Annotated in this window: 20 protein-coding genes and 1 pseudogene; 20 read left to right on the top strand and 1 reads right to left on the bottom strand. The window is 65.0% G+C overall.

Annotated features, from left to right (window positions below):
* Positions 1–442: 442 nt before the first annotated feature.
* The 9 genes and pseudogenes from ACIBQX_RS19190 to ACIBQX_RS19150 form a co-directional block, all read left to right on the top strand.
* Positions 443–982 (top strand): annotated as a pseudogene (locus ACIBQX_RS19190) (glycosyltransferase family 4 protein); the annotation flags it as partial.
* Positions 979–1,968 carry a D-2-hydroxyacid dehydrogenase gene (locus ACIBQX_RS19185; RefSeq protein ID WP_397006170.1) on the top strand — a complete coding sequence of 330 codons (990 nt, stop codon included), beginning with the start codon at positions 979–981 and terminating at the stop codon, positions 1,966–1,968. The pseudogene ACIBQX_RS19190 and the gene ACIBQX_RS19185, both read left to right, overlap by 4 nt.
* A complete protein-coding gene (locus ACIBQX_RS19180; RefSeq protein ID WP_397006168.1) occupies positions 1,955–3,052 on the top strand; it encodes a radical SAM protein in 1,098 nt (365 codons plus the stop codon). The genes ACIBQX_RS19185 and ACIBQX_RS19180 overlap by 14 nt, the downstream gene beginning before the upstream one ends.
* Positions 3,049–4,143, top strand: coding sequence for a hypothetical protein (locus tag ACIBQX_RS19175; protein ID WP_397006166.1), 1,095 nt, complete (start codon positions 3,049–3,051; stop codon positions 4,141–4,143). The genes ACIBQX_RS19180 and ACIBQX_RS19175 overlap by 4 nt, the downstream gene beginning before the upstream one ends.
* Positions 4,140–4,913 (top strand): radical SAM protein, encoded by a 774-nt coding sequence (locus ACIBQX_RS19170; RefSeq protein WP_397006164.1) that lies wholly within the window; start codon positions 4,140–4,142, stop codon positions 4,911–4,913. The genes ACIBQX_RS19175 and ACIBQX_RS19170 overlap by 4 nt, the downstream gene beginning before the upstream one ends.
* A 6-nt stretch (positions 4,914–4,919) precedes the next feature.
* Entirely contained in the window at positions 4,920–6,605 is a 1,686-nt protein-coding gene (locus tag ACIBQX_RS19165; protein ID WP_397006162.1) for a carbamoyltransferase C-terminal domain-containing protein, read from the top strand.
* 6 nt (positions 6,606–6,611) lie between these two features.
* Entirely contained in the window at positions 6,612–7,226 is a 615-nt protein-coding gene (locus ACIBQX_RS19160) for an HD domain-containing protein (RefSeq protein ID WP_397006160.1), read from the top strand.
* Positions 7,223–7,612: a hypothetical protein gene (locus ACIBQX_RS19155; RefSeq protein ID WP_397006158.1), complete on the top strand. Its 390-nt coding sequence runs from the start codon at positions 7,223–7,225 to the stop codon at positions 7,610–7,612. The genes ACIBQX_RS19160 and ACIBQX_RS19155 overlap by 4 nt, the downstream gene beginning before the upstream one ends.
* 137 nt (positions 7,613–7,749) lie before the next feature.
* Entirely contained in the window at positions 7,750–8,208 is a 459-nt protein-coding gene (locus tag ACIBQX_RS19150) for a glycosyltransferase (RefSeq protein ID WP_397006156.1), read from the top strand.
* Here ACIBQX_RS19150 and gltX read toward each other — a convergent pair.
* The gene (gene gltX, locus ACIBQX_RS19145; RefSeq protein WP_397006154.1) at positions 8,205–9,572 is read right to left on the bottom strand and encodes a glutamate--tRNA ligase; all 1,368 of its coding nucleotides are present in this window, start codon (positions 9,570–9,572) and stop codon (positions 8,205–8,207) included. The two genes, ACIBQX_RS19150 and gltX, sit on opposite strands and share 4 nt — an antisense overlap.
* A gap of 323 nt (positions 9,573–9,895) precedes the next feature.
* Here gltX and ACIBQX_RS19140 point away from each other — a divergent pair, with 323 nt between their 5' ends.
* The 11 genes from ACIBQX_RS19140 (at position 9,896) to ACIBQX_RS19090 (ending at position 19,131) form a co-directional block, all read left to right on the top strand.
* Entirely contained in the window at positions 9,896–10,057 is a 162-nt protein-coding gene (locus ACIBQX_RS19140; RefSeq protein WP_397006152.1) for a hypothetical protein, read from the top strand.
* A gap of 189 nt (positions 10,058–10,246) precedes the next feature.
* Complete coding sequence (locus tag ACIBQX_RS19135) at positions 10,247–11,104, top strand: hypothetical protein (protein ID WP_397006150.1); 858 nt, start codon at positions 10,247–10,249, stop codon at positions 11,102–11,104.
* Positions 11,101–11,841 (top strand): TetR/AcrR family transcriptional regulator, encoded by a 741-nt coding sequence (locus ACIBQX_RS19130; protein WP_397006148.1) that lies wholly within the window; start codon positions 11,101–11,103, stop codon positions 11,839–11,841. The genes ACIBQX_RS19135 and ACIBQX_RS19130 overlap by 4 nt, the downstream gene beginning before the upstream one ends.
* 32 nt (positions 11,842–11,873) lie before the next feature.
* Entirely contained in the window at positions 11,874–12,455 is a 582-nt protein-coding gene (locus ACIBQX_RS19125; protein ID WP_397006146.1) for a hypothetical protein, read from the top strand.
* A 103-nt stretch (positions 12,456–12,558) separates the two neighbouring features.
* Positions 12,559–13,206 (top strand): 2'-5' RNA ligase family protein, encoded by a 648-nt coding sequence (locus ACIBQX_RS19120; protein WP_397006144.1) that lies wholly within the window; start codon positions 12,559–12,561, stop codon positions 13,204–13,206.
* A gap of 717 nt (positions 13,207–13,923) precedes the next feature.
* Positions 13,924–14,733: a hypothetical protein gene (locus tag ACIBQX_RS19115; protein WP_397006142.1), complete on the top strand. Its 810-nt coding sequence runs from the start codon at positions 13,924–13,926 to the stop codon at positions 14,731–14,733.
* Between the two features lie 307 nt (positions 14,734–15,040).
* Positions 15,041–16,087 carry a DUF4192 domain-containing protein gene (locus tag ACIBQX_RS19110; RefSeq protein WP_397006140.1) on the top strand — a complete coding sequence of 349 codons (1,047 nt, stop codon included), beginning with the start codon at positions 15,041–15,043 and terminating at the stop codon, positions 16,085–16,087.
* A gap of 158 nt (positions 16,088–16,245) precedes the next feature.
* The gene (locus ACIBQX_RS19105) at positions 16,246–16,770 is read left to right on the top strand and encodes a hypothetical protein (RefSeq protein ID WP_397006138.1); all 525 of its coding nucleotides are present in this window, start codon (positions 16,246–16,248) and stop codon (positions 16,768–16,770) included.
* An 81-nt stretch (positions 16,771–16,851) separates the two neighbouring features.
* The gene (locus ACIBQX_RS19100) at positions 16,852–17,874 is read left to right on the top strand and encodes a DUF932 domain-containing protein (protein ID WP_397006136.1); all 1,023 of its coding nucleotides are present in this window, start codon (positions 16,852–16,854) and stop codon (positions 17,872–17,874) included.
* 216 nt (positions 17,875–18,090) lie between these two features.
* On the top strand, positions 18,091–18,450 hold the full coding sequence (locus tag ACIBQX_RS19095; RefSeq protein WP_397006134.1) for a hypothetical protein: 360 nt from the start codon (positions 18,091–18,093) through the stop codon (positions 18,448–18,450).
* A 195-nt stretch (positions 18,451–18,645) separates the two neighbouring features.
* A complete protein-coding gene (locus tag ACIBQX_RS19090) occupies positions 18,646–19,131 on the top strand; it encodes a hypothetical protein (RefSeq protein ID WP_397006132.1) in 486 nt (161 codons plus the stop codon).
* Positions 19,132–19,160: the final 29 nt, after the last annotated feature.

Below are 19,160 nucleotides of genomic sequence, written 5' to 3'. Positions count from 1 at the left end.
CAGTTCTGATCAACCACTGCAGAGATGATCCGGCTCACGGTCGGGAGCTGCTCGCCGAGATGGTCACCCGCGTTGCCTCCGGGGCGGATCGGTGCTTGGTGGTGGGCCTCGACGGATCCCTCCTCGGACTCACTGTGGACGACACCATGGATCTCCTCCTCGTGCCTCGCTCCACAGCCGCTCTGACCTGTGCTGATCTGTCCGAGATCATCTGGGAACGGGACTGCCTGCACACCGCGGTCAAAAGTGGTGGCCACGTCGCAACCATCTCGGAATACATGCGCCAGCACCTCCGGGACGACTACGGCCTGCCTGACGACGCGCTTGTGGGCATGCACAACGGCCTGCTCCTGGACGGGGAGCCGTCGGAGAACGCGATTCCTCTGCCCGGACCGGCCGAGGAAGTTTTCTCCTCGCTCTTGGGCGGCCTGTTCCGGACAAAGGTTTCGAAGACCTGCTGGCCGCTCTGGAAATCCTGCGCAGCCGCCGCGTACCCGTTCCTCACCTGGTCCTGGCGGCGACCGCGCAAGGTGCACCCACCGCGTACCAGCGTCACCTGGCGAGAGTCATCAAGGACAGAGACGTGGACGCCACTCTGATCACCGAGTTCAGCCCTCGGATCAGGGCCTGGATGAGCAGCCCCGTGCTGCGTGGGATTGTCGTGCCGTCTCGCCGGGAGCCCTTCGGGAGGATTCCGCTGGAGTCATTCGCGGCCGAGGCAGGGCCTATCATCGCCACCCGCACCGGAGGTCTGCCCGAGACGGTTGTGGACGGCTGCACGGGGTTCATCGCCGAACCGCGTGACCCCGCCTCATTGGCGGACGCGATTAACCGAGCCCTCACGGTAACTCCCCTTGAACGCGCTCGCCTCATCAAAGCCGGGGTTGCCCTCCTGCACGAGCGGCACGACTACCTCGCGAACATCCAGGCCGCGCTCGCCGCCGTTGCCCCCTGGGCTCTGTCCTGGAGTGGAGTCCGGTGAGAGTCACGATGTGCCTGACTTCCGACCAGGACTTCTGGCAGCTGTCGCAGGGGCATGCGGGCCACCTGCGTTCGACCTTCCCTGATGTGGATTTCCGCGTTGCCACGCCCGCCACGGTGCCGAACGAACTGCCGGCGAGCGAGGTGTACTTCGGCTGGCGCTTCGCCCCGACCTGGTTCTCCCTCGCGCCCTCTCTGCGGTGGATCGCTTCCCCCGCAGCCGGCACCGACCACCTCCCTGTACGACAGGCGCAGCAGGAAGGGGTGATGCTGACACGTTCGTACGGCTTCCACGGTGGCCCCATGTCGGAACACGCGATGGGGTTGGTCCTCGGCTTCTCCCGCGGGCTGTTCACCAGCAGCCGCTTGCAGCTCACTCAGCGCTGGTGGAAGAACGAACTCGCCACCGAGTTCTTCGACCTGGCCAGCGCCACCATGGCCATCGTCGGATGCGGAAGCATCGGCGCCCACCTGGCGCGAGCGGCGGGCGCCTTCAAGATGAACGTCATCGGCGTCCGCCGCACCCCACCGGCCGATACTCAAGACGGGATCCGTTGGATACGGGCTTCCAGCACCCGACAGGCGGTCGCCAAGGCAGATGTCGTCGTCGACCTGCTCCCTGCCACCGCCGAGACCGCCGGCTTCTTCGACCAGAGGGTGTTCAACTCCTGCAAGCCAGGGGCGATCTTCATCAATCTGGGTCGTGCCAGCACGGTTGACCACACGGCGCTGCTCCAAGCTCTGGAGGATGGCCCGCTGGGCGGGGCAGCCCTGGACGTCACGACTCCGCGTCCCCTTCCGATGGAGGACGCGCTCCGCCTGCACCCTCGGGTGATCCTCACGCCCAAGAGCGCCACGTTCTCGCGCTTCTACATGGACGAAGCCATCACGTTCTTCACCGACAACCTACGCCGCTACCTGAACGACCAGCCCCTACAGGGCTTGGTGCCCCTGCCCACGGAAGGCGGATCCGATGTCTCACTCTGACCGGAACGCGCTGCTCGCGGACTTCTCCGCGACCGGCCGTAACCATCCGTATCTCGCATTCACCCTCAACTCGCTTTGCAATCTCGACTGCGTCTTCTGCAAGCCGCGGTGCATGCCCGACTACGGGCACAAAGATCGTCCCCTGGGCGCGGACGGCTACGCCGCGATCGCGCGCGAAGCCGCTGCCTGGAAGGTGACGAAGGCACACTGTTCGGGCGGGGAGCCGACTCTGCGCCGCGACATCCTCGAGGTGATCGCCGCCCTGGCCGGCGGGCTCGGTACGGGTTCCTCGGTCGGCATGACCACTCACGGGAATCTCCGGCGCGGCCTGACCGTCGAGCAACTGGCCGGAGCCGGGCTCACCTACCTCAATGTCTCTCTCCACAGCCTCGACCGAGGGCGCTCGGCAAAGATCATGGGCGGTGGGGACCCTGATCAGGCGCGCGACACTGTCAACGCAGCCCTCAGTCTCCAGCTCAAGGTAAAGATCAACTGCGTTGTACAGCGCTCGTATCTTCACGACGCGCTCCACGTCGCCCACCTGGCCAAGGACCTGCCGGTGGCGGTACGGCTCATCGAGCTGCAGAACATCGGACCTGCCTCGGCGATCTTCGACACGGAGTTCATTTCCGAGGCCGAGGTTCGTCCTCATGCGCAGCAATGGCTAGACGACGCCGGTCAGGTCTCCCGCGCGGATCTCGGCGTGCGAAGTCCGGGGAAATACCTCCGGCCTGAGGGATGGGCTGGATCGATCGGTTTCATCTCCAACTCCAGCTGCGCCACCTGCTCGGATGCCAACCGCATCAAGATCACCCCTAGCGGCGTAGCCCGACCCTGCATCCTCCACAACCGCGACATCGCGCTGAAACCGCACCTCGCAGACGGCACGCTGAACGAGGCCTTCGCCCATCTGTTCCGCGCCATGCTCGACCGCAACAACAACCCCGCCTGGCAGGGCTTCCACTACGTGGATTACGACCTTCGCTGGGATCGTATGGAGCGCCCCTTCGGCGCACCCGTCATGCTTCCCGTTCTCTCCGCCGGCTCATGCAGCAGCCGTACTGGGTTGGGGGAGGCGCCGTGACAGCCGTGCTCTCCGTGAAGGCGTCACCGTACACCCAGCTCGGTGTCACGTACGAGCGGGAGTTGAGCGTCCAGGGGATATCCCCGGCGATGCTCGCCCACAAATGGCAGCCGGCGGACCTTCTGGCGCCGCACTCAGATCTCGACATCCGAATTCTTCTTGCCCATCCACCGCAGGATTGGTGGGAGTGGAACCATCGCCTCGCCGCGGCCCACACAGCGGTCGTCTCCCAGAGGATCGTCAACCGGCGCGTGCTGGAGCATCCACCCGGCTTCGCTTTCATGGTGCCAGAAGTCGATCAGCGTCGGGTCTCCCCGGCAGAGCTCGCCACGTGGAGCCTGATCAGTGGACACCCGCGGACCTTTCACCGCTGGAAGGCCCAGGCCCAGATGGCCCCGTGGAGCCGTACCGATGAGGTGTTCTACCGGAGCATCCTCAACGCCCGGGTCGATGGTCGGTACCGGTTGTCCGCTGACAGTACCGCCAACGTCCACATCGACCTTCCTGGATACCGTCGTCACTGCATCCTGTGGCACTATCTCGCGCCCTGCTGGTTCGCGATCGCGTCGCTGGCCACCCGCACCCGGTGCCCTGGGAAGTTCGCCGCTCTGGCCCAATGGCATCCCCCGGACCTCGAGCACTATGGTCGGGCATTCGCACGCCTGGCCCGTAACCACCGCGAACAACCCCTCACCGACCTACTTCACCAGACGCATGCCGCAGTGACGGCGGCCATGCGGCACCTTCCAGCCGCAACGGGGACCGGCGAAGCACTGCGGTCGTCCTGCACGATGACGGCCGGGATGCTGCGCGTCCGAGTTGCCCGGTGGGTGTACTACCTGGACCCGCCGGTTGACACCGCGACCGCCTATCTCGTCCGCCGCGAGGCACGCGAGTTGCAGACCGCTGCCGCAGCTCTACGCGCGTTCGCGGCTGACCAGGACACGCAGGAACAGCGGCAGGCGGCTCGTATGGCCGACCTGCTGCCTGCCGGCCCCACCACCGAGCGCGTCCTCCGCGACACGCTCACCGTGTGGCGCCGACACCGCACGTTGGTGGAGGACTTCCTCAATATGGGAGGCCCCTCATGAGCGTCCGAATCCTGAAGACCGCGAAGATCAAAATCACGACCAAGTGCAACCGCGACTGCGCCTTCTGCGTCTTCGCCAACGGCGCACAGGGCGAGAACATGTCCCTGGAGCTGTTCTCCACCATCCTGGACAGGCTGGAGTCGATCCCGTTCCGGCAGTTGCACATCAACGGCGGCGAGCCGACCGTCCACCGCGACTTCCCCGCGCTGAGCCGCCTGGCGCGCGCACGCCTGCCCGAGACGGTGATGGTGCTCGGCACCAATGCCATCACCCTGGCCCGCAACCAGCGCCTCATGGCGACCGTCATGGAGTGCTACGACCAGGTCCTTATCGGCAGCGACGACGAGCACGGCAACTACGAGCAGGTCGAGGCAGTCGTCCCCGGACTGTGCCAGGCAGGAAAGACCGTTGTCATCAACAGCGTCCTCGAAGCGATCGACGAACCGCGCCTCTCCCAGCTCGCCCAGCTGTGTGATCGGCACGGCGCTGTCCACGTCACCAACCACGTCCACCACATCGACGTCGGCCAGCCCGTCAACCAGCTCGGCGGGCTGTGCGCCCGCTACCTCGACCAACACCTCATGATCGAGATCGACGGATCCTGCTACCGCTGTTTCAACGCCATGGCCAAGGAGGACAGCGAGTTCAGCGTCTGGGATCCCGACTTCGCCGCCAAGGTGTTCACGCCCCGGCGCGAGCACTACCACTTCTGCGTCCGATGCCACGAATACACCGACTCGGGAGCATCTGTCGTCCCGTTTGGGAGGTAACCCGGCATGCCCGCCGTCCTCGGCCTGAACTTCCACCACGACACTTCATCTGCCTTGATCGTCGACGGCCGCCTTCACGCGGCCGAGGAGGAACGCTGGAGCGGCATCAAGCATCATCGGCAGCACCCTTGGAAGGCCGTATTCACCGCACCCGCGCAGGCGCTCGCCTGGTGCCTCGAAGCCGGAGGCATCAGCCCCCACGACATCGACGCGGTATGGGTTCCCTCGATGCGCCCCACACCGCCGGCCGGCGTATGGCTGAGCACCGAACGCGACGAACTCGCGGCCGGCTTGCCCGAGCCTCTCGGCTCGCGGCTCCAGCTCATGTCCCATCACACGGCGCACGTGCTGTCCGGCTATCTCTTGTCCGGCCTTGAGCATGCCGCAGGGCTCGTCATCGACGCCGGCGGCTCCACGCTCGGCTCCGACTTCGGACCGGGACGGGAACGCATCACCGGGTATGACCTGACCCCGAATCGGATCGATCGCGTCTATCAGGCCACACCTACCGTGCTGCCTGGTCCCCGTCGAGTGCATTCCTCCCTCGGGCACTTCTACCGCAACCTCGCTGCGAGGATCATTCCGCCCGGTGATGAAGCAGAAGGCAGCATGATGGCCCTGGCCGCTTTCGGAGACCCGAGCCGGTATTGGGACGACATTCAACAGCTTCTCCACCTGGGTGCCGACGGCGCCGTCCACATCGCGTCACCTTTTGGATCGGCCGACACCACCACGCCCATACGCATCGGCGACCGGACCTGGACCGCCAGATCAGCGGCGGACGCCTCGTTCGGCGAACGTGCCGACCTGGCCGCAGCCGTACAAGAGGCCTTTTCCCGCGCCGTCATCCACGTCGCCCGTCACCTGCGCCGCATCACCGAAGCGGCCGGCCTGGTGTTCTCCGGGGGCTGCGCGCTCAACTCCCACCTGAACGGACGCCTCGCCGAAGAAGCCGACTTCGAAACGCTGTTCATCGCCCCCGCCCCGCACGACGCCGGAACGGCGCTCGGAGCCGCCTTGTACGGCTGGCACTACCAGTTGCGCCAACCACGGCTCCCCGTGCCGGTGGATGCCGCATGGGGGCCTCACCCCGGGCCGATCCCCACCTCAGCGATTCCAACGGGGTACCGACTGATGACCGGCCTGGAAGGCCGCCTGTTCCCGGTTGTCGCGGACCTGCTTGCCGGCCATCACGTGGTCGGCTGGGTGCAGGGCGGGATGGAGTTCGGCCCCCGAGCCCTCGGCCACCGTTCCATCCTGGCCCACCCAGGCCGCACGCAGACACGAGAACGCCTCAACGCGATCAAGCAACGCGCTGCCTACCGGCCGTTCGCCCCAGCCGTCCTCGCCGAGCACGCACGCGAGTGGTTCGTGACCGAAGGCGATCCGTTCATGAACCGGGTCGCCAGAGTACGGCACTGCCGCGCGCCGCAGATCGGCGCGATCGTTCATCACGACGGCACCACCCGGCTGCAGATGGTCGCCGAACAGCACTCCGGCCTCCGCCCGCTGCTGGAGGAATTCCACCGGCGCACCGGGTTGCCGATCCTGCTCAACACCTCCTTCAACACCAAGAGCGCCCCCATCCTGATGCGTGCTGAGCAGGCCGTACGCGCTGCCGCCGACCTCGGCCTCGACGCGGTCGCCATCAACGACTCCCTGCTCGTCTCCGACAAGCTCCCCACGAGGTAATTCACCATGCACGACCGCAACAGCATCCTCGCCGTCCTGAACACGAACGCCTGGCCCGCGGGACACCATGACCGCGGCCTGGTCGCGGCCGACCTGTCCCTCACCGTTTACGGAGGACGGACAAGAGATCAGGGCACTCCCTACATCGAGCATCCCCTTTCCGTGGTCGCGATCCTGCGCGATGAGCTCCACGTCACGCGCCCCGAAATGCTGATCCTCGGCCTGCTGCACGACGCCCTCGAGGTATCGCCGAGTTTCGAGCCCGAAATCGCCGCCCGCCTGGGTCGCTTCTTCGCCGAGAAACTACGGGCACTCACTCCTGACCATCGCCTCGAAGACCGCCCGAGGTGGGACACGGAGGAAGCCGCCTGGCGTGCCAAGATGCGGCGACTGAGCCCGGACGGGCTGCTCATCCGGTTCGCCGACCGCATCCATAATCTCCGTGACCTGAGCCGTTCTCCAGACACCTCCCGCCGCCAGCGGTACATCGCGTCGCTGGTCGACTTCTACCTTCCACTCGCCGAGGCGGCCCAGACAGAAGGCGCTGAGCTGAAGGCGGCGTACGAGCTGCTCATGGGGGAGTACGACCGCTACCGCAGCAGCGGCATGGCGCACGTATGAAGCCCATCATCCACTCGCTGGCTCCCACCGGCCACACCGGAGGACGCGTCTACCTGCGAATGCTCCAACAACTGACCAGCGAGGAGATCAGCTGGCGGACAGTGCCGGACTTCAAGCGCAGCGACCGGACTCGCCGCTGGCGAACCATGCGACACCTGTCCACTATCGCCCCGCACATCCGCGCCCTGCACGACGCGCCAGGCGCCTTCGTCTGGGACGACCTCAGCCTGCTGCTGTTCGCTCCCTCCATGAGGGCACGGACGATCTTCATCCTCCACCACTACGAGCCGCTCCAGCACGACTCCGCACCGATCCAGGCCCAACTCTGGCAGCAACTCTTCAGCGTGTTGCCGCAATGCGCGGCCGTCGTGTGCGTAGCACCGTAGTGGGCCCGATTCCTCCAAGCCCGAGGCGTGGACAAGGTGCACATCGTCTACAACTCCGTCGACATGACCGAGATCGACCACGTCCGTAACCTGGACAAGGCCGAATGCCGAGCCGCATACGGCCTGCCGCCCGAGGTGTGCTGGTCTACGCAGGCAAGGCGGTACACGGGAAAGGCACCGACCTCATCACTACCGCCGCCGCCCAGGACCGACGGCTGCATGTGATCACCACCGGCAGCAACACCATCGGCCGTACCGGCCCGCACTTCAACCTGCCCCGCCAGCAGTATCTCCGCCTGCTACACGCCTGCGACGTTGGCGTGTTCGCCCCCCAGGTAGCTGAAGGCTGGAGCCGCTGCGCCGCCGAGGCTCTCCTGGTCGGCCTGCCCTGCCTCATCCAGCCGATCGCCGGGCTGGGCGACCTCGCTCACCTGACCGGCCAGCCCACTCCCGATCTCCACCGCCTGGCGCACCAGCTCCACGAGCGCGCCGCCGCGCCACCGGTGGACATGAAGCTCGTCTACGACGCGCTCGCACGCTATGACCTCACCTACTTCCAGCAGGCATGGAACGCCATGCTGGCCACGATCATCTAGGATCCGGGCAGCCGCAGCAGCGCTGCGTCCAGACGCGCCAGCGTCCGATCGCGGCCGAGCAGTTCCAGAGACTCGAACAGCGGCAGCCCGACCGTCCGTCCTGTGACGGCGACCCGGACCGGGGCCTGTGCTTTGCCCAGCTTCAGCCCGTGGCTCTCGCCCACGGCCGTAAGCACGCTCTTCAGCTCATCGGCCAGCCACGTCGCACCGGCGTACGCGACCCGAACATCATGCAGCAGCTCGGCCGTGCCCGGCTTCATCGCCTTGGCCCACGACGCCTCATCGGACACCGGCACGTCCAAGAACAGGAAGTCCACGTAGCTCGTGATCTCCGACAGGAGCGTCAGCCGTGTCTGCGCCAGCGGAGCCACCTCCGCGAACACAGCCGGGTCGAACGCTTCGTCCGGCCACGGTGCATAGGGGGCGGTCAGCCACGGCGCGCAGGCTGCGCTGAACGCGTCAGCAGACAGCGCCCGGATGTACTCGCCGTTGAACGCCGTCAGTTTCTTCACGTCGAAGAACGCCGGTGAGGTGTTCACGTCCTCGATCCGGAAGAGCCGCTCCATCTCCTCATACGGCATGATCTCCCGATCGTCGCCCGGCCCCCAGCCCAGCAACATTAGGTAATTGACCATCGCCTCCGGCAGGAACCCATCGGCCAGGTAGTCCTCCAGCGCCACCTTGTCGCGCCGCTTCGACAGCTTCTGCCGCTTGGCATTGACGATGACCGGCAGATGCGCCCACACGGGCGGCCTGGCGCCCAAAGCCTCCCACAGCAGTTGCTGCTTGGGCGTGTTCGACAGGTGCTCCTCGCCCCGGATCACCTGCGTAATGCCCTCGTCCAGGTCGTCGACCACGTTGGCCAGCAGGAACACTGGCGACCCGTCACCCCGGGCGATCACGAAGTCCTCGATCGAGGCGTTAGGGAAGATTGGCCGGCCGCGGACGAGATCCTCCACCACGGTCTCGCCCTCATCCGGCGTACGGAACCGCAACGCCCGCCCTTCGACGAACTCAAGCCCCCGCTCACGGCAGAACCCGTCATATCCGAGATGCTCGGATCCGGTCCGCTCCTTGAGCTGCTCGCGGGTGCAGTCGCAGTAGTACGCCCGCCCAGCCGCAAACAGCCGCAGGGCCGCTTCCCCGTGTCGCTTGGCGTTCTCAGACTGGAAGTACGGCCCTTCGAAAGCCGGATCAGCGGCGTTGATCCCGATCGCCGCCAAGGCGTCGATGATGCCCTGGGTCCACTCCGGCCGGTTACGGGCCGCGTCGGTGTCCTCGATGCGGAGCACGAACGTGCCCCCGGATTGTCGTGCCACCGCCCAGTTGTACAGAGCCGACCGCGCCCCGCCCACATGGAACATCCCAGTAGGAGAGGGCGCAAAACGCACACGAACCGAAGACGCTGACACGCTGCACAACTCTACCGACCAGACCGAGGGGAGCCCGGCTATTGGCAGCTTCCGTCATCAATGTGATCCTCTGAGCGGCCAGTACACCTAAGCCCGCCGTGGCCACCGGCGTCCGCCACCGTGCCCCGCCCTTGTTCACGCGGACATCATTGCTCGTCGATCGTCTAGCGGCACCAGGATGCGCACATACTGTGATCAGCACACCATATGCGACGGCTACGGTCGCGGCGGCGAGTGGGTTAGCTCGGACGTCGTGGCTACCGTCCAATGACCTTGTGGAACAAAGCCAACGCTCCGCCGGCGGCTCCGCCACCGACCAGGAACGCTGCCGGTACCGGTTGGCCACTGAGAAAGCCGAGCAGACCTGCAAGTATGCCTACGACGGTCGCCAGCAGCAGGACGACAGCGGCACGGACAGTCAGCAGTGGGCCAGGTGATGCTGCCACGGAACCTCCCAAGGGTGATGACGGAAATCGCGGCTCCTAAGTCGCGCAAGTGAGGTCATCCCACGAGGATCATCCAGAATCGCCGCCTGAAAAGAATCTTGGAAAGCTCCGTGGGATCCCTGCGGCACGCCCACTTACAAGGGGGTCATCTAAGTAGGCGTCAGCAGAAGGGCTGGAACGGTGAGCGACAGCGAACAGATCGCGGGCAAGGGGCCTGTGGTCAGCGCGCGTGTCCAGCCGCTACAACCTGCTGAAGAAGTTCTTGCCGATCTTGAGGTGCTGGCTTCCCCGCCTGAGATGGTGCGGGGAATCTCAGCTGCGCACGTAGCCGAGGCCCATCAGCTTCGAGAAAGCCTGCTACGTCGCGCGGCCGACCAGCGATTACGAGATGAGATGGCTCGGTACGACTTCACCGGGGAGATGTATCAAAGGTTCGAAAACGAGTTGGCCCGCTACGGTATGTCGGTTCTTCGTGGATGGATGTACACCGGATACATCTTCAAGCTCACCGCCACGCGCAAGTTCTTCCTGGCGCCCACTGACGTCGAACTCGAAGAACTTCAACGCGACTCCGATGCCCGCGAGGAACTGGCCACGATGACCGTCGCGCTTGCCCTTCCGCGGTTCCGCCAGCATGCGCTCGTCGAGGGAGGCTGGCGCTACGAGGGCGGCGCGAGTCTTCCGACCTACTTCATGGGAGCGTGCCTGTTCATTTTTCCCAACGAGTTCCGTAGTCGCCGGGCACAGCAGAAGAGATGGTCCCGAGCGCTCGCCCAGGGGGCCATCCTGCTGGATCCGGACGCCGGCATTACCGCCGACTTGGAGTCCCAGGCACTGGGACGGATCCGCGTTCGTGATGATCTGGGACGTGCCGGTGAACGCACCCGCGCGATTGTCGCCCTCACCCTCGACGGCTACAGCCAGGAGGAGATCGCCGAGTTACTCGGTGAGGCCTCAGTGAGGGCAGTGGAGGGAGCATTGTATCGGTGGAGAAAGACCGAACAGGAGCATGCCCTTGAAGGAGGGGATCTCTCGTGAAAGGCGCGGCTGAAGAGCCGTTCGAGGAGCTGATCGAGCGGTCCTCGCTCGGCACGGTCGGTGCCCGTCAGCTTCGGCAGCGCACCCCTCAGCCGAAAACTGATGAGGTTCGGCGGATCCAACAGCAGCGACTTGCCGGACGGTTTGAAGGGCAGACTGCAGAGCAGCGACTGGCGGATCGACGTGAGCGCCTCCTTACCGCTGCGTACAGCCTGTTCTCGACCCCCGGCTTTCACGCTGTCACCATCGAACGGCTTTGTTCAGAGGCTCACATCTCCAATAGGGCCTTCTACGAGTGCTTCGATGGCCGCGAGGGATTGCTCCAGGCATTGTACGAGCGCGACGTTGAAGAGGCTCTCACCCAGGTCGCCAAGGCGATCGCAGAAGCCTCGGTAACACCTGAAGACCAGTTCGTCGACGGCGTAACGCGATACCTGGAATTCGCCACTGCTGACCGTCGTCGGGCGCGCATTATGCATGTGGAGGCGCTCCGAGTCAGCTCCATTGAGAATGCCCGGCGACAGGCGCTCAGACGCTTTGCTGAGGTCTTTCAGGAGGTTGTGATCAACCTACCCGGGAATCGCCCTCAAGATCCATATCTGATTGCCCTGGGGTTGCACGGTGTGTTCCAAGAGCTCATCCGCGAGTGGCTAGAAGCAGGCACACCGCCTTCGACTGAGCTGCTGGTAGGGACCGTCATTAACATCTTCATGGGAAGCGCTCGCCCGGCTTCTTGAGAGGCATTTCGGATCTCCGTAAGTGAGCGGCCGTGCCGATGGGACGGTGCCCGGTCACCGGCGACCAGCAGACTGAACTGACCGGCCACACCGGCGGGGTACTGGCGGTGGCGGCGCTGCCGGGCCCGGACGGGCGGACCCTGCTAACTGCGGTGCTGGTCGTCGGCGATCTGATCAAGCACGTGGGGTGGATCGAACAGACCAATGCCGGCGACACTGTCATCGGCATGATCGACGAGATGCGCTACCAGTTGGCGGAGCGCCACACGCAGACGCCGCCCGCGCAGATACTCACCGATGTGCTCCGTCAGCATCGCCAGGTGCTGGCACTCTTGAGGGGCGGCAAACAGCGGCTACGCCAGACCCGCGAGTTGTTCCGCATCGACGCTGATCTCCTCGCGCATGCGTCCATCCTGCTTGGAGACCTCTACGACGACGGATCGGCGGTCGTCTACGGCATGGCCGCCGTCTTGTCAGCGCAAGAGGCCGGCGCCAGCGAGGCTGCCGCATTGAGCGTCCAGGCCAAGACGGAGCGGTGGCGACAATGTCGCTGCCGCCCGAACACCGCCTGTCCACGATCACCAACTACCTGGTTCGCATGGACTCGCAGCTGAACGCTCCTCGGTTCCGCGGTTCGGATATCGTGACCACGCTGCGCGAGCAGATCAGGACGTTCAACGCCGCTCGCGCTCGGCTCATCCCCGCAGAGGAGGATGCGTGAGTCCACTGCCGATGCGCATGGTCAACCGCTGGGAGAAGCGACAAAAGCTCATGCTGCCCCCCGGCCAAGGCCGGCTCTATTGGCATGTCTTGCTCGGAGACGACGTGGCCGCGCGTGCCATCGTGCAGGAAGCCCACGACCGCCTGGCCGGGCTGACCGGTCTCGATCTGGTGCCGCACCAGTTCATCCACCTGACCAGCTTCATCGCCGGATACTCGCATGAGATCACCGACTATCAGGTGGATGTGATGGCGGAAGAAGCCGCACGGCAACTCGCCGGGGTCGAGCCCATCACCGTGACGTTGGGTCGTGTGCTGTACCACCCGGAGGCGGTCGTACTCGAGGCACGGCCGGCTGAGCGGCTCCGGCCGTTGCTGGAGGCGGCGAAGTTCGCCACGTGCACCGCGACGGGTCGTGATGGACTCCTCGCGCACGACGCGTGGATACCGCATGTCACGGTCGCGTACAGCAGCGCGGATGGACCGGCGGCACCCATCATCGATGCCCTCGGGAATCGGCTGCCGGACCGCGAGGTGACCGTTCGGAGCATTCACATCGTCAACCAGGACGGGCCTGAAACGGTGTGGGCGTGGCGCCCTCTGATGGAGGTGCGTCTCGGCTCAAACGGCCGTCTCGGAAGTTAGATCTCCGGCGGTGGACTGCCGAGCGCCTGCGCCTCGAGTACAAGATCGCGACTGGTATTTCCTCTGGTCAGGCGGCGAGGAACGCGGCGTTCTTGCTCACGTGCTGTCCTTGGCGTCCCCAGCGTGGGACATCAACTGTGGGAAGTGCAGAAACGCAACAGATGGGCCAAGTCCGCTTCATTGGGCAGCCTGTTCGTTCAACTGCCCATGCCCTGACCACCTTGTGGCTGGAAGGCTGATGGGTGGAAACAGGGGACCCCGATCACGGCAGTTTCAGGGCTCAGAAATAATCATCTGAGCTCGGCCAGTCGGATGGCCGGCGGTGGGCCAATGGCCAGCAAATAAGAGTGGCTGGCCTAGGCGGCGGCGGAACCGCAGGTCGGGATTGGGTGGGGTCGGCCAGTCGCTACCCCGACTCTACTGGAGTCCTCAGTATTAAAGGTACAGGCGCGCTCCTGGTCGCTCTGATTCCCATTAAATTCATTTCATGAATCAGATCCACTCACTTTCTTTTATTTGTTTCTTTCGTTGATTGCGCAACTTACTTTAGGTTTTCTCGGGTCGCCTTTGAATCGGTATTTCTTCTCGGCTGACTCGGTTGAGAATAATGGTAAAGACTCGCTGGATGTCGTTGATTGAGGGCTGTGTTTCGAGATGTAATTGAAGTGTTCGAAGGTGGTAGGCGCGAAAAGCGCGCAGCAGAAACGGAGACAGGAAATGTCGTACGCAGCTTCTGGAAAGAGCGTTCCCGTCAACGTCCCCGGGGAGAGCCTCGCGCCGGAGGACATGGCGCGGGTGACGCCGGAGGACTGGGCGGAGATTCAGCGGCTGGCGCGTGGCTACTGCCGTACGGTGGACGCCACGCGGTCCCGTAAGCGCATGGACGGAAGCGCCACGATCATTAAGCAGGGGCACGCGCCGTATGGCACCGACGACGTTTCGGATGACGTCACCCAGGATGCGGTGCTGCTCTTCGCCCAGAAACTTCGGGACATCTCCGCGTCGTGCCGCAAGGCTTCCGAGAGCACGGCGGATGCCCCCGTGTGGATCTACGTCCGGCGCGATGGAGGCGAGATGACCATCTCGCGTACGACACTGCACCGATGGGCTGTCCGAGATGCCGCCGCGCGGAACGGTTACCGGGTTGATGTGCCTCCGACCGAGGCCGAAGCCACCCCCGGTACTCAGCTCATGCGACCGGTGCAGCGCGTGGAGAATGTCACGCGCGCGGCTGTGGCGTTCTGCATGGCACAGAACAGTGCTGCCATCTTCCGGCAGGCGTTCGGAGACGGCGGTGACTTCCCGATCCTGCGAGCGATGATGAGAATCGCGGGACAGGCCGATGATCTGGGACGGGCGGGGATTCTCGGCAAGGTCGCTCAGACGCGATACGGCGGTACGTACGGCTCCCGACGGGCCGTTATCCGCACGCGTGACGCTGCGCGGGCTGAATGGCGGGAGCTGTCCGAGCGCATTGACGATGCCAGGGACACGCTCAGGTGCGACGACGGATCCACGGAGGATTAACCGAAGGGTAGAAAGGGCCTCAGAGTACATCTGAGGCCCTTTTCGTATGGGGCTGCTCGGCGTGGGTACGCGCTTGAATGAAAAGGCTCCCCGAAAGCATTCGAGTTGCGGACGGTTGGGCGGGTGTGGCGACCGTATTTAAGTGAGAGCAAGCTCGCGGCGTTATAACGCTCGCACTTCTTTCGACAAGGCAGTTCGGCAGTTTCTAGCGTCGCATCGTCTTCGCCCCGCTTATGCAGCGGGGGCACCGAATCCATCTCATCCATCCGGTCGTCGACCGGGGCTTTCTCATGTCTGGAGGTCTCCCATGAGCGCTGCATCCGAGCTCACCGACACCATCACGATCAAGAAGCTGGCCGACATGGTCGCCATCGTGCCGTACCTGCTCGGGTTCCATCCCGCGCAGAGTCTGGTTTCGGTGTGGATCGATGACGCCAAGGTGAAGGGCGTCATGCGCCTGGATCTCACACAGGACCCAAGCGAGATGGCAGAGCGGACGGCGCACATGGCCAAGGTGCTGTCGGGCAACGGCATACAACGGGCACTATTGATCGGTTACGGACCTGGTTCCCAGGTCACGCCCATGATGGATGCCGCAATGGAGGCCCTCCCCGGGGCCGGGATCGACATCAGCGAGGCGATACGCGTCGACGACGGACGGTACTGGTCCTACATCTGTACCAATGTCAAGTGCTGCGCCCCGGAAGGGGTGCCGATCGATCCCACCGTCAGCGTGCCCGCCACTGCCGCCGTGGTGGCCGGGATGCGCGCTCTTCCCGACAAGGCGGCCCTGACCGCAACCCTGGCCCCGCCCCAAGACCTTGATCACAGCATCACACGCGAGATCTGCGCGCTCGCAAGAGAGGCGAGCAGAGAGGGCAACGACTGGTTTGGGGACGGCGTGAAGCAGATCGTCGCTGCCCTGGATCATGTCCAGTCGGGAGGGAACCTCGACGCCGAGACAGTGGCCTGGCTCGGCGTGTACCTCACCGCGAAGCCCCTACGCGACATGGCCATGACCTACGTGCAGGAGTACGACGCGGAGACGCATGTGCGCTTGTGGACCGAGGTCGTCCGCAAGGTCCCGCCCGCGTTCGCCGCAGCTCCCGCGACGCTCCTGGCATTCGCCGCGATGTGCCGGGGAGACGGGCCGTTGGCGAGCGTCGCGCTGGATCTGGCGCTGTCGGTCAGCACTCACTACACCCTCGCGATCCTGCTCACTGAGGCGCTCATGGTGGGCCTACCGCCGTCCGACATGCTCGGACGTGACTGGCGCCAGATGGCCGATGACATCGTTGCGCAAGTACGCGAGCGCCCCTCGGCTGCCTGGCCGGTACTTCCCGAGGGATGGTGATCACCCAGTCGGCGGGCTGAACCGGCTACCCAACGTCGCCCCCGACCAACACCACGCACTACCACCTCGCCGTCGCGCCTTGAACGGGGCGCGGCGGCGAGCTTCTTTCGCCGATCAACCCGTGCTGCCCTGACACACCGAGCCCGAGAGGACACTCGATGGACGACTGCAACATGAACGACCTCGTGTCCGAAATCGCCAAGCATCTGCACGGCTACAACCCAGAGACCCTCTGGGGCACGTCGTACCTGATGGGACCGGATGGGGCACGCCTGGCCGTACATCTGCTGATGGGTCGGACAGAGTGGGTCGTGATCACAGGGGTCTATCCCGTCGAATCTCCCGACCTGCGGCGCCACTCGATCATCGTGGCGGCCACACGCGGGCCGAAACACATCGCGAAGAAGATCACCCGTCGGCTTCTACCGAAGTACCTGCACGACCTCAAGCAGCAGGCCAAAGCGGCCAAATGCACTCGGACCGATCTGGTGGACACCCTGCTGTCCCTGCTGCCCGGACACGCAATCACCGCTGCCGAGCAGGGAGCCGTCATCCGATGGCGCCTCGGCTCCATGTACGGGGTCTTCGAAGTCCGCGACCACGCCAACAGCATCGAGATCCGCAACGCGGACCGCGAACTCGCCGAACGAGTCGCGTACGCGATCAATCAGCGCGCCACCTGAGCACGCGCCGAACACACCGACGGGCACCGGTTACGACCGGTGCTTTTTCCATTTCAAGCTGCCGTAGAGAGGAAGCGCACCATGTCCCGTGAGTCCCTGGAGTGGCTGAACACGAACACGCTGATCGGCCACACCGACAAGCGCGGTACCGCTTGGCACTACCGGGCCAGCATGCAAGGGGCGGAGCCCAACCACTACCCGGGCCCGATCCCGGTCGACGACGTCAAACGCCGCCTGTTCGGCTGGCAGGCGCTGTCGAGCCTGGTGTACGTGGAGGACCCGCGCGGAGGACTCGCCCAGGTGCCCGGACGGCAGGCGATCCTGCGCAGCGACAACGGCCACGTCATGGGGATCTTCTCCGACGGCTACGAACCGCACCCATACGTGGAATGGCTCGTCGGCAACATCTCCCGCCTGCTGGACGCCGATCTCTCGATCGGATCGGGCGGTCTGCTGAAAGGCGGCGCTGTCGCCTGGGTGTCGGTCGAAGTTCCCGACAACATCCACACCCCTGAAGGAGTGGAGTTCCGTCCGCACCTGTTCGGGGCGACCTCCTTCGACGGATCCCTGTCCACCACCTTCAAACGCGCGATCACGAACGTCGTGTGCGACAACACGATGGCCGCCGGGCTCGCCGAACGGGGCCAGCAGGTCAAGATCAAGCATTCGCGGCACTCGAAGTTCCGGCTCACCGAGGCTCGCCAGGCGCTGAACATCGTCTACTCGCTGGCCGACGAATTCTCGCGCGCTGTCGCGGACCTGTGCCGGATCCCGGTCAGCCGGTGGCAGTGGAACGCCTTCCTGGACGTGCACGTGTCGATGCCCGACAAGCCGGGCCGTAGCCGAACCATGGCCGAGAACAAGCGCGACTCCCTCGCCAGGCTCTGGAACCACGATGTACGCGTGTCGCCCTGGCAGGGGACGGCGTGGGGCGTGGTTCAGGCGATCAACACCTACACCCACCACGAACAGCACGTACGCGGCGCGGACCGGGCAGAGCGCAACATGCTGCGCGCCGTCACCGGCGGCGTCGACGACCTTGACCGCGACACCCTGCGCACCCTGTCCACGGTGCTGGACCGCTCACTCACCATCGCTGTCTGAATCCCGCTGATACGAGGTATGGCGCCCGGGGCCGTACCTGGAAGGAGAGACCGTGTTGCGGACCTGGCCCCGTCCGGGGCACTCCGGCCGTTCTGCCCGACGATTCCGGGCGCGTCCCCGTGAGAAACGGCTCAGAACCACCGAACTGCGCGCGCTGCGCGCCTGTCCGACAGGGGCCGAGCCGACGGCATCCCAGAGCAAGGAGGAAAGACGAGCATGAAGGTCGGAGATCTGGCCGTTGTCGCTGCCGGGTGCGTGATGCGGATCGTGGCGATCGGCGAAGTCCGGCACGACCTGGCGACGCTGGTCCCGGCGGCTGACCCGGACGGGAGGCGCGAATACGCGATCACGCGCTGGTTGGACTCGATGCCGACCGGTGCCGACGCGATCACATGCAACGGGTGCCTGCACGACACCCACCTGTGGACGGATGCCACCTACACCATCCGCTGGTCCGGACGCCGGGCGAGGTTGATCCGGTGCGCCCGCTGCTACCTGGATCTTCTCTACATCCGTGACGTGGACCTGCACAGCACCAGCACCACGATCAGAACCCACCACCTGGAACGGCGATGAGTCCCGTTCTGCCCGCCGCGTGATCGGACCAGAGACGCCGGCCAAATGTCGCCTGCTCACGTTACTCAGCACGCCAACGGTTTGGCGGCATCTGATAGACGCCATGCCGGAAAGCATCTGAGAGTTCTGAGGCCGCCGTTTCTGCAACGCTGGGGAGAGCGGAGCATGCCACGAGCGAGCAGGGCCGGAGGCGACATGAACGAGGAGACCGCGCATCTGCTGTTCGACACGGTGGAGCGTATCGAGAAGGACATCATGGCGCGGGAGTGCCCGGCGATCGTTGCCATGGAAGGCACGGGCAAGTTCGTTCTGAGTGATTATGACTACCTGCGCGACCCCGCGACGGCGGCAGCGTTCGAGGTCAGGGCGGCGGAGAAGGCCCGACAGATCGACGTCACGCGGTGGGTGCTGGCAGTTCCGCAGGTGTGGCTGTTCAAGCCGCCGAGCACGATCGCCGTCCGGGCCGTCTCCAATCACCCCCTGCGGGAGGGGGAGCAGGAGGCCATCACCTGGATGAGCTTCGACCAAGTGGATGGCGTGGATTACGGACGAGTCGTGTACGTACGCCGTCCGAGCGGAGAGCCCGTGTTCGAAGAACCGGAGATTTTCGAAATCGGCGTCTGGCCGGAGGAGACCATGCCGGGCCTCGTTCTGCTGCGGCGATGCCTGGCCGAAGAGTGAGGGCCGGTTCTGAGAACCGGCCCTCGACC

The organism is Nonomuraea sp. NPDC049714, assembly GCF_044465295.1.
Classification (GTDB): Bacteria; Actinomycetota; Actinomycetes; order Streptosporangiales; family Streptosporangiaceae; genus Nonomuraea.
The sequence above is the reverse complement of the archived record's forward strand: the minus strand, read 5'-3'. Positions and strand labels throughout refer to the sequence as shown.

What these genes read in the sequence shown, in the direction of transcription:
- ACIBQX_RS19165 (WP_397006162.1), top strand. Translation starts at nt 4,920, where the DNA reads ATGCCCGCCGTCCTCGGCCTGAACTTCCACCACGACACTTCATCTGCC.
- ACIBQX_RS19160 (WP_397006160.1), top strand. Translation starts at nt 6,612, where the DNA reads ATGCACGACCGCAACAGCATCCTCGCCGTCCTGAACACGAACGCCTGG.
- ACIBQX_RS19110 (WP_397006140.1), top strand. Translation starts at nt 15,041, where the DNA reads ATGAGCGCTGCATCCGAGCTCACCGACACCATCACGATCAAGAAGCTG.
- ACIBQX_RS19090 (WP_397006132.1), top strand. Translation starts at nt 18,646, where the DNA reads ATGAACGAGGAGACCGCGCATCTGCTGTTCGACACGGTGGAGCGTATC.
- ACIBQX_RS19105 (WP_397006138.1), top strand. Translation starts at nt 16,246, where the DNA reads ATGGACGACTGCAACATGAACGACCTCGTGTCCGAAATCGCCAAGCAT.
- ACIBQX_RS19155 (WP_397006158.1), top strand. Translation starts at nt 7,223, where the DNA reads ATGAAGCCCATCATCCACTCGCTGGCTCCCACCGGCCACACCGGAGGA.
- ACIBQX_RS19170 (WP_397006164.1), top strand. Translation starts at nt 4,140, where the DNA reads ATGAGCGTCCGAATCCTGAAGACCGCGAAGATCAAAATCACGACCAAG.
- ACIBQX_RS19180 (WP_397006168.1), top strand. Translation starts at nt 1,955, where the DNA reads ATGTCTCACTCTGACCGGAACGCGCTGCTCGCGGACTTCTCCGCGACC.
- gltX (WP_397006154.1), bottom strand. Translation starts at nt 9,572, where the DNA reads ATGTTCCATGTGGGCGGGGCGCGGTCGGCTCTGTACAACTGGGCGGTG.
- ACIBQX_RS19100 (WP_397006136.1), top strand. Translation starts at nt 16,852, where the DNA reads ATGTCCCGTGAGTCCCTGGAGTGGCTGAACACGAACACGCTGATCGGC.
- ACIBQX_RS19115 (WP_397006142.1), top strand. Translation starts at nt 13,924, where the DNA reads ATGTCGTACGCAGCTTCTGGAAAGAGCGTTCCCGTCAACGTCCCCGGG.
- ACIBQX_RS19095 (WP_397006134.1), top strand. Translation starts at nt 18,091, where the DNA reads ATGAAGGTCGGAGATCTGGCCGTTGTCGCTGCCGGGTGCGTGATGCGG.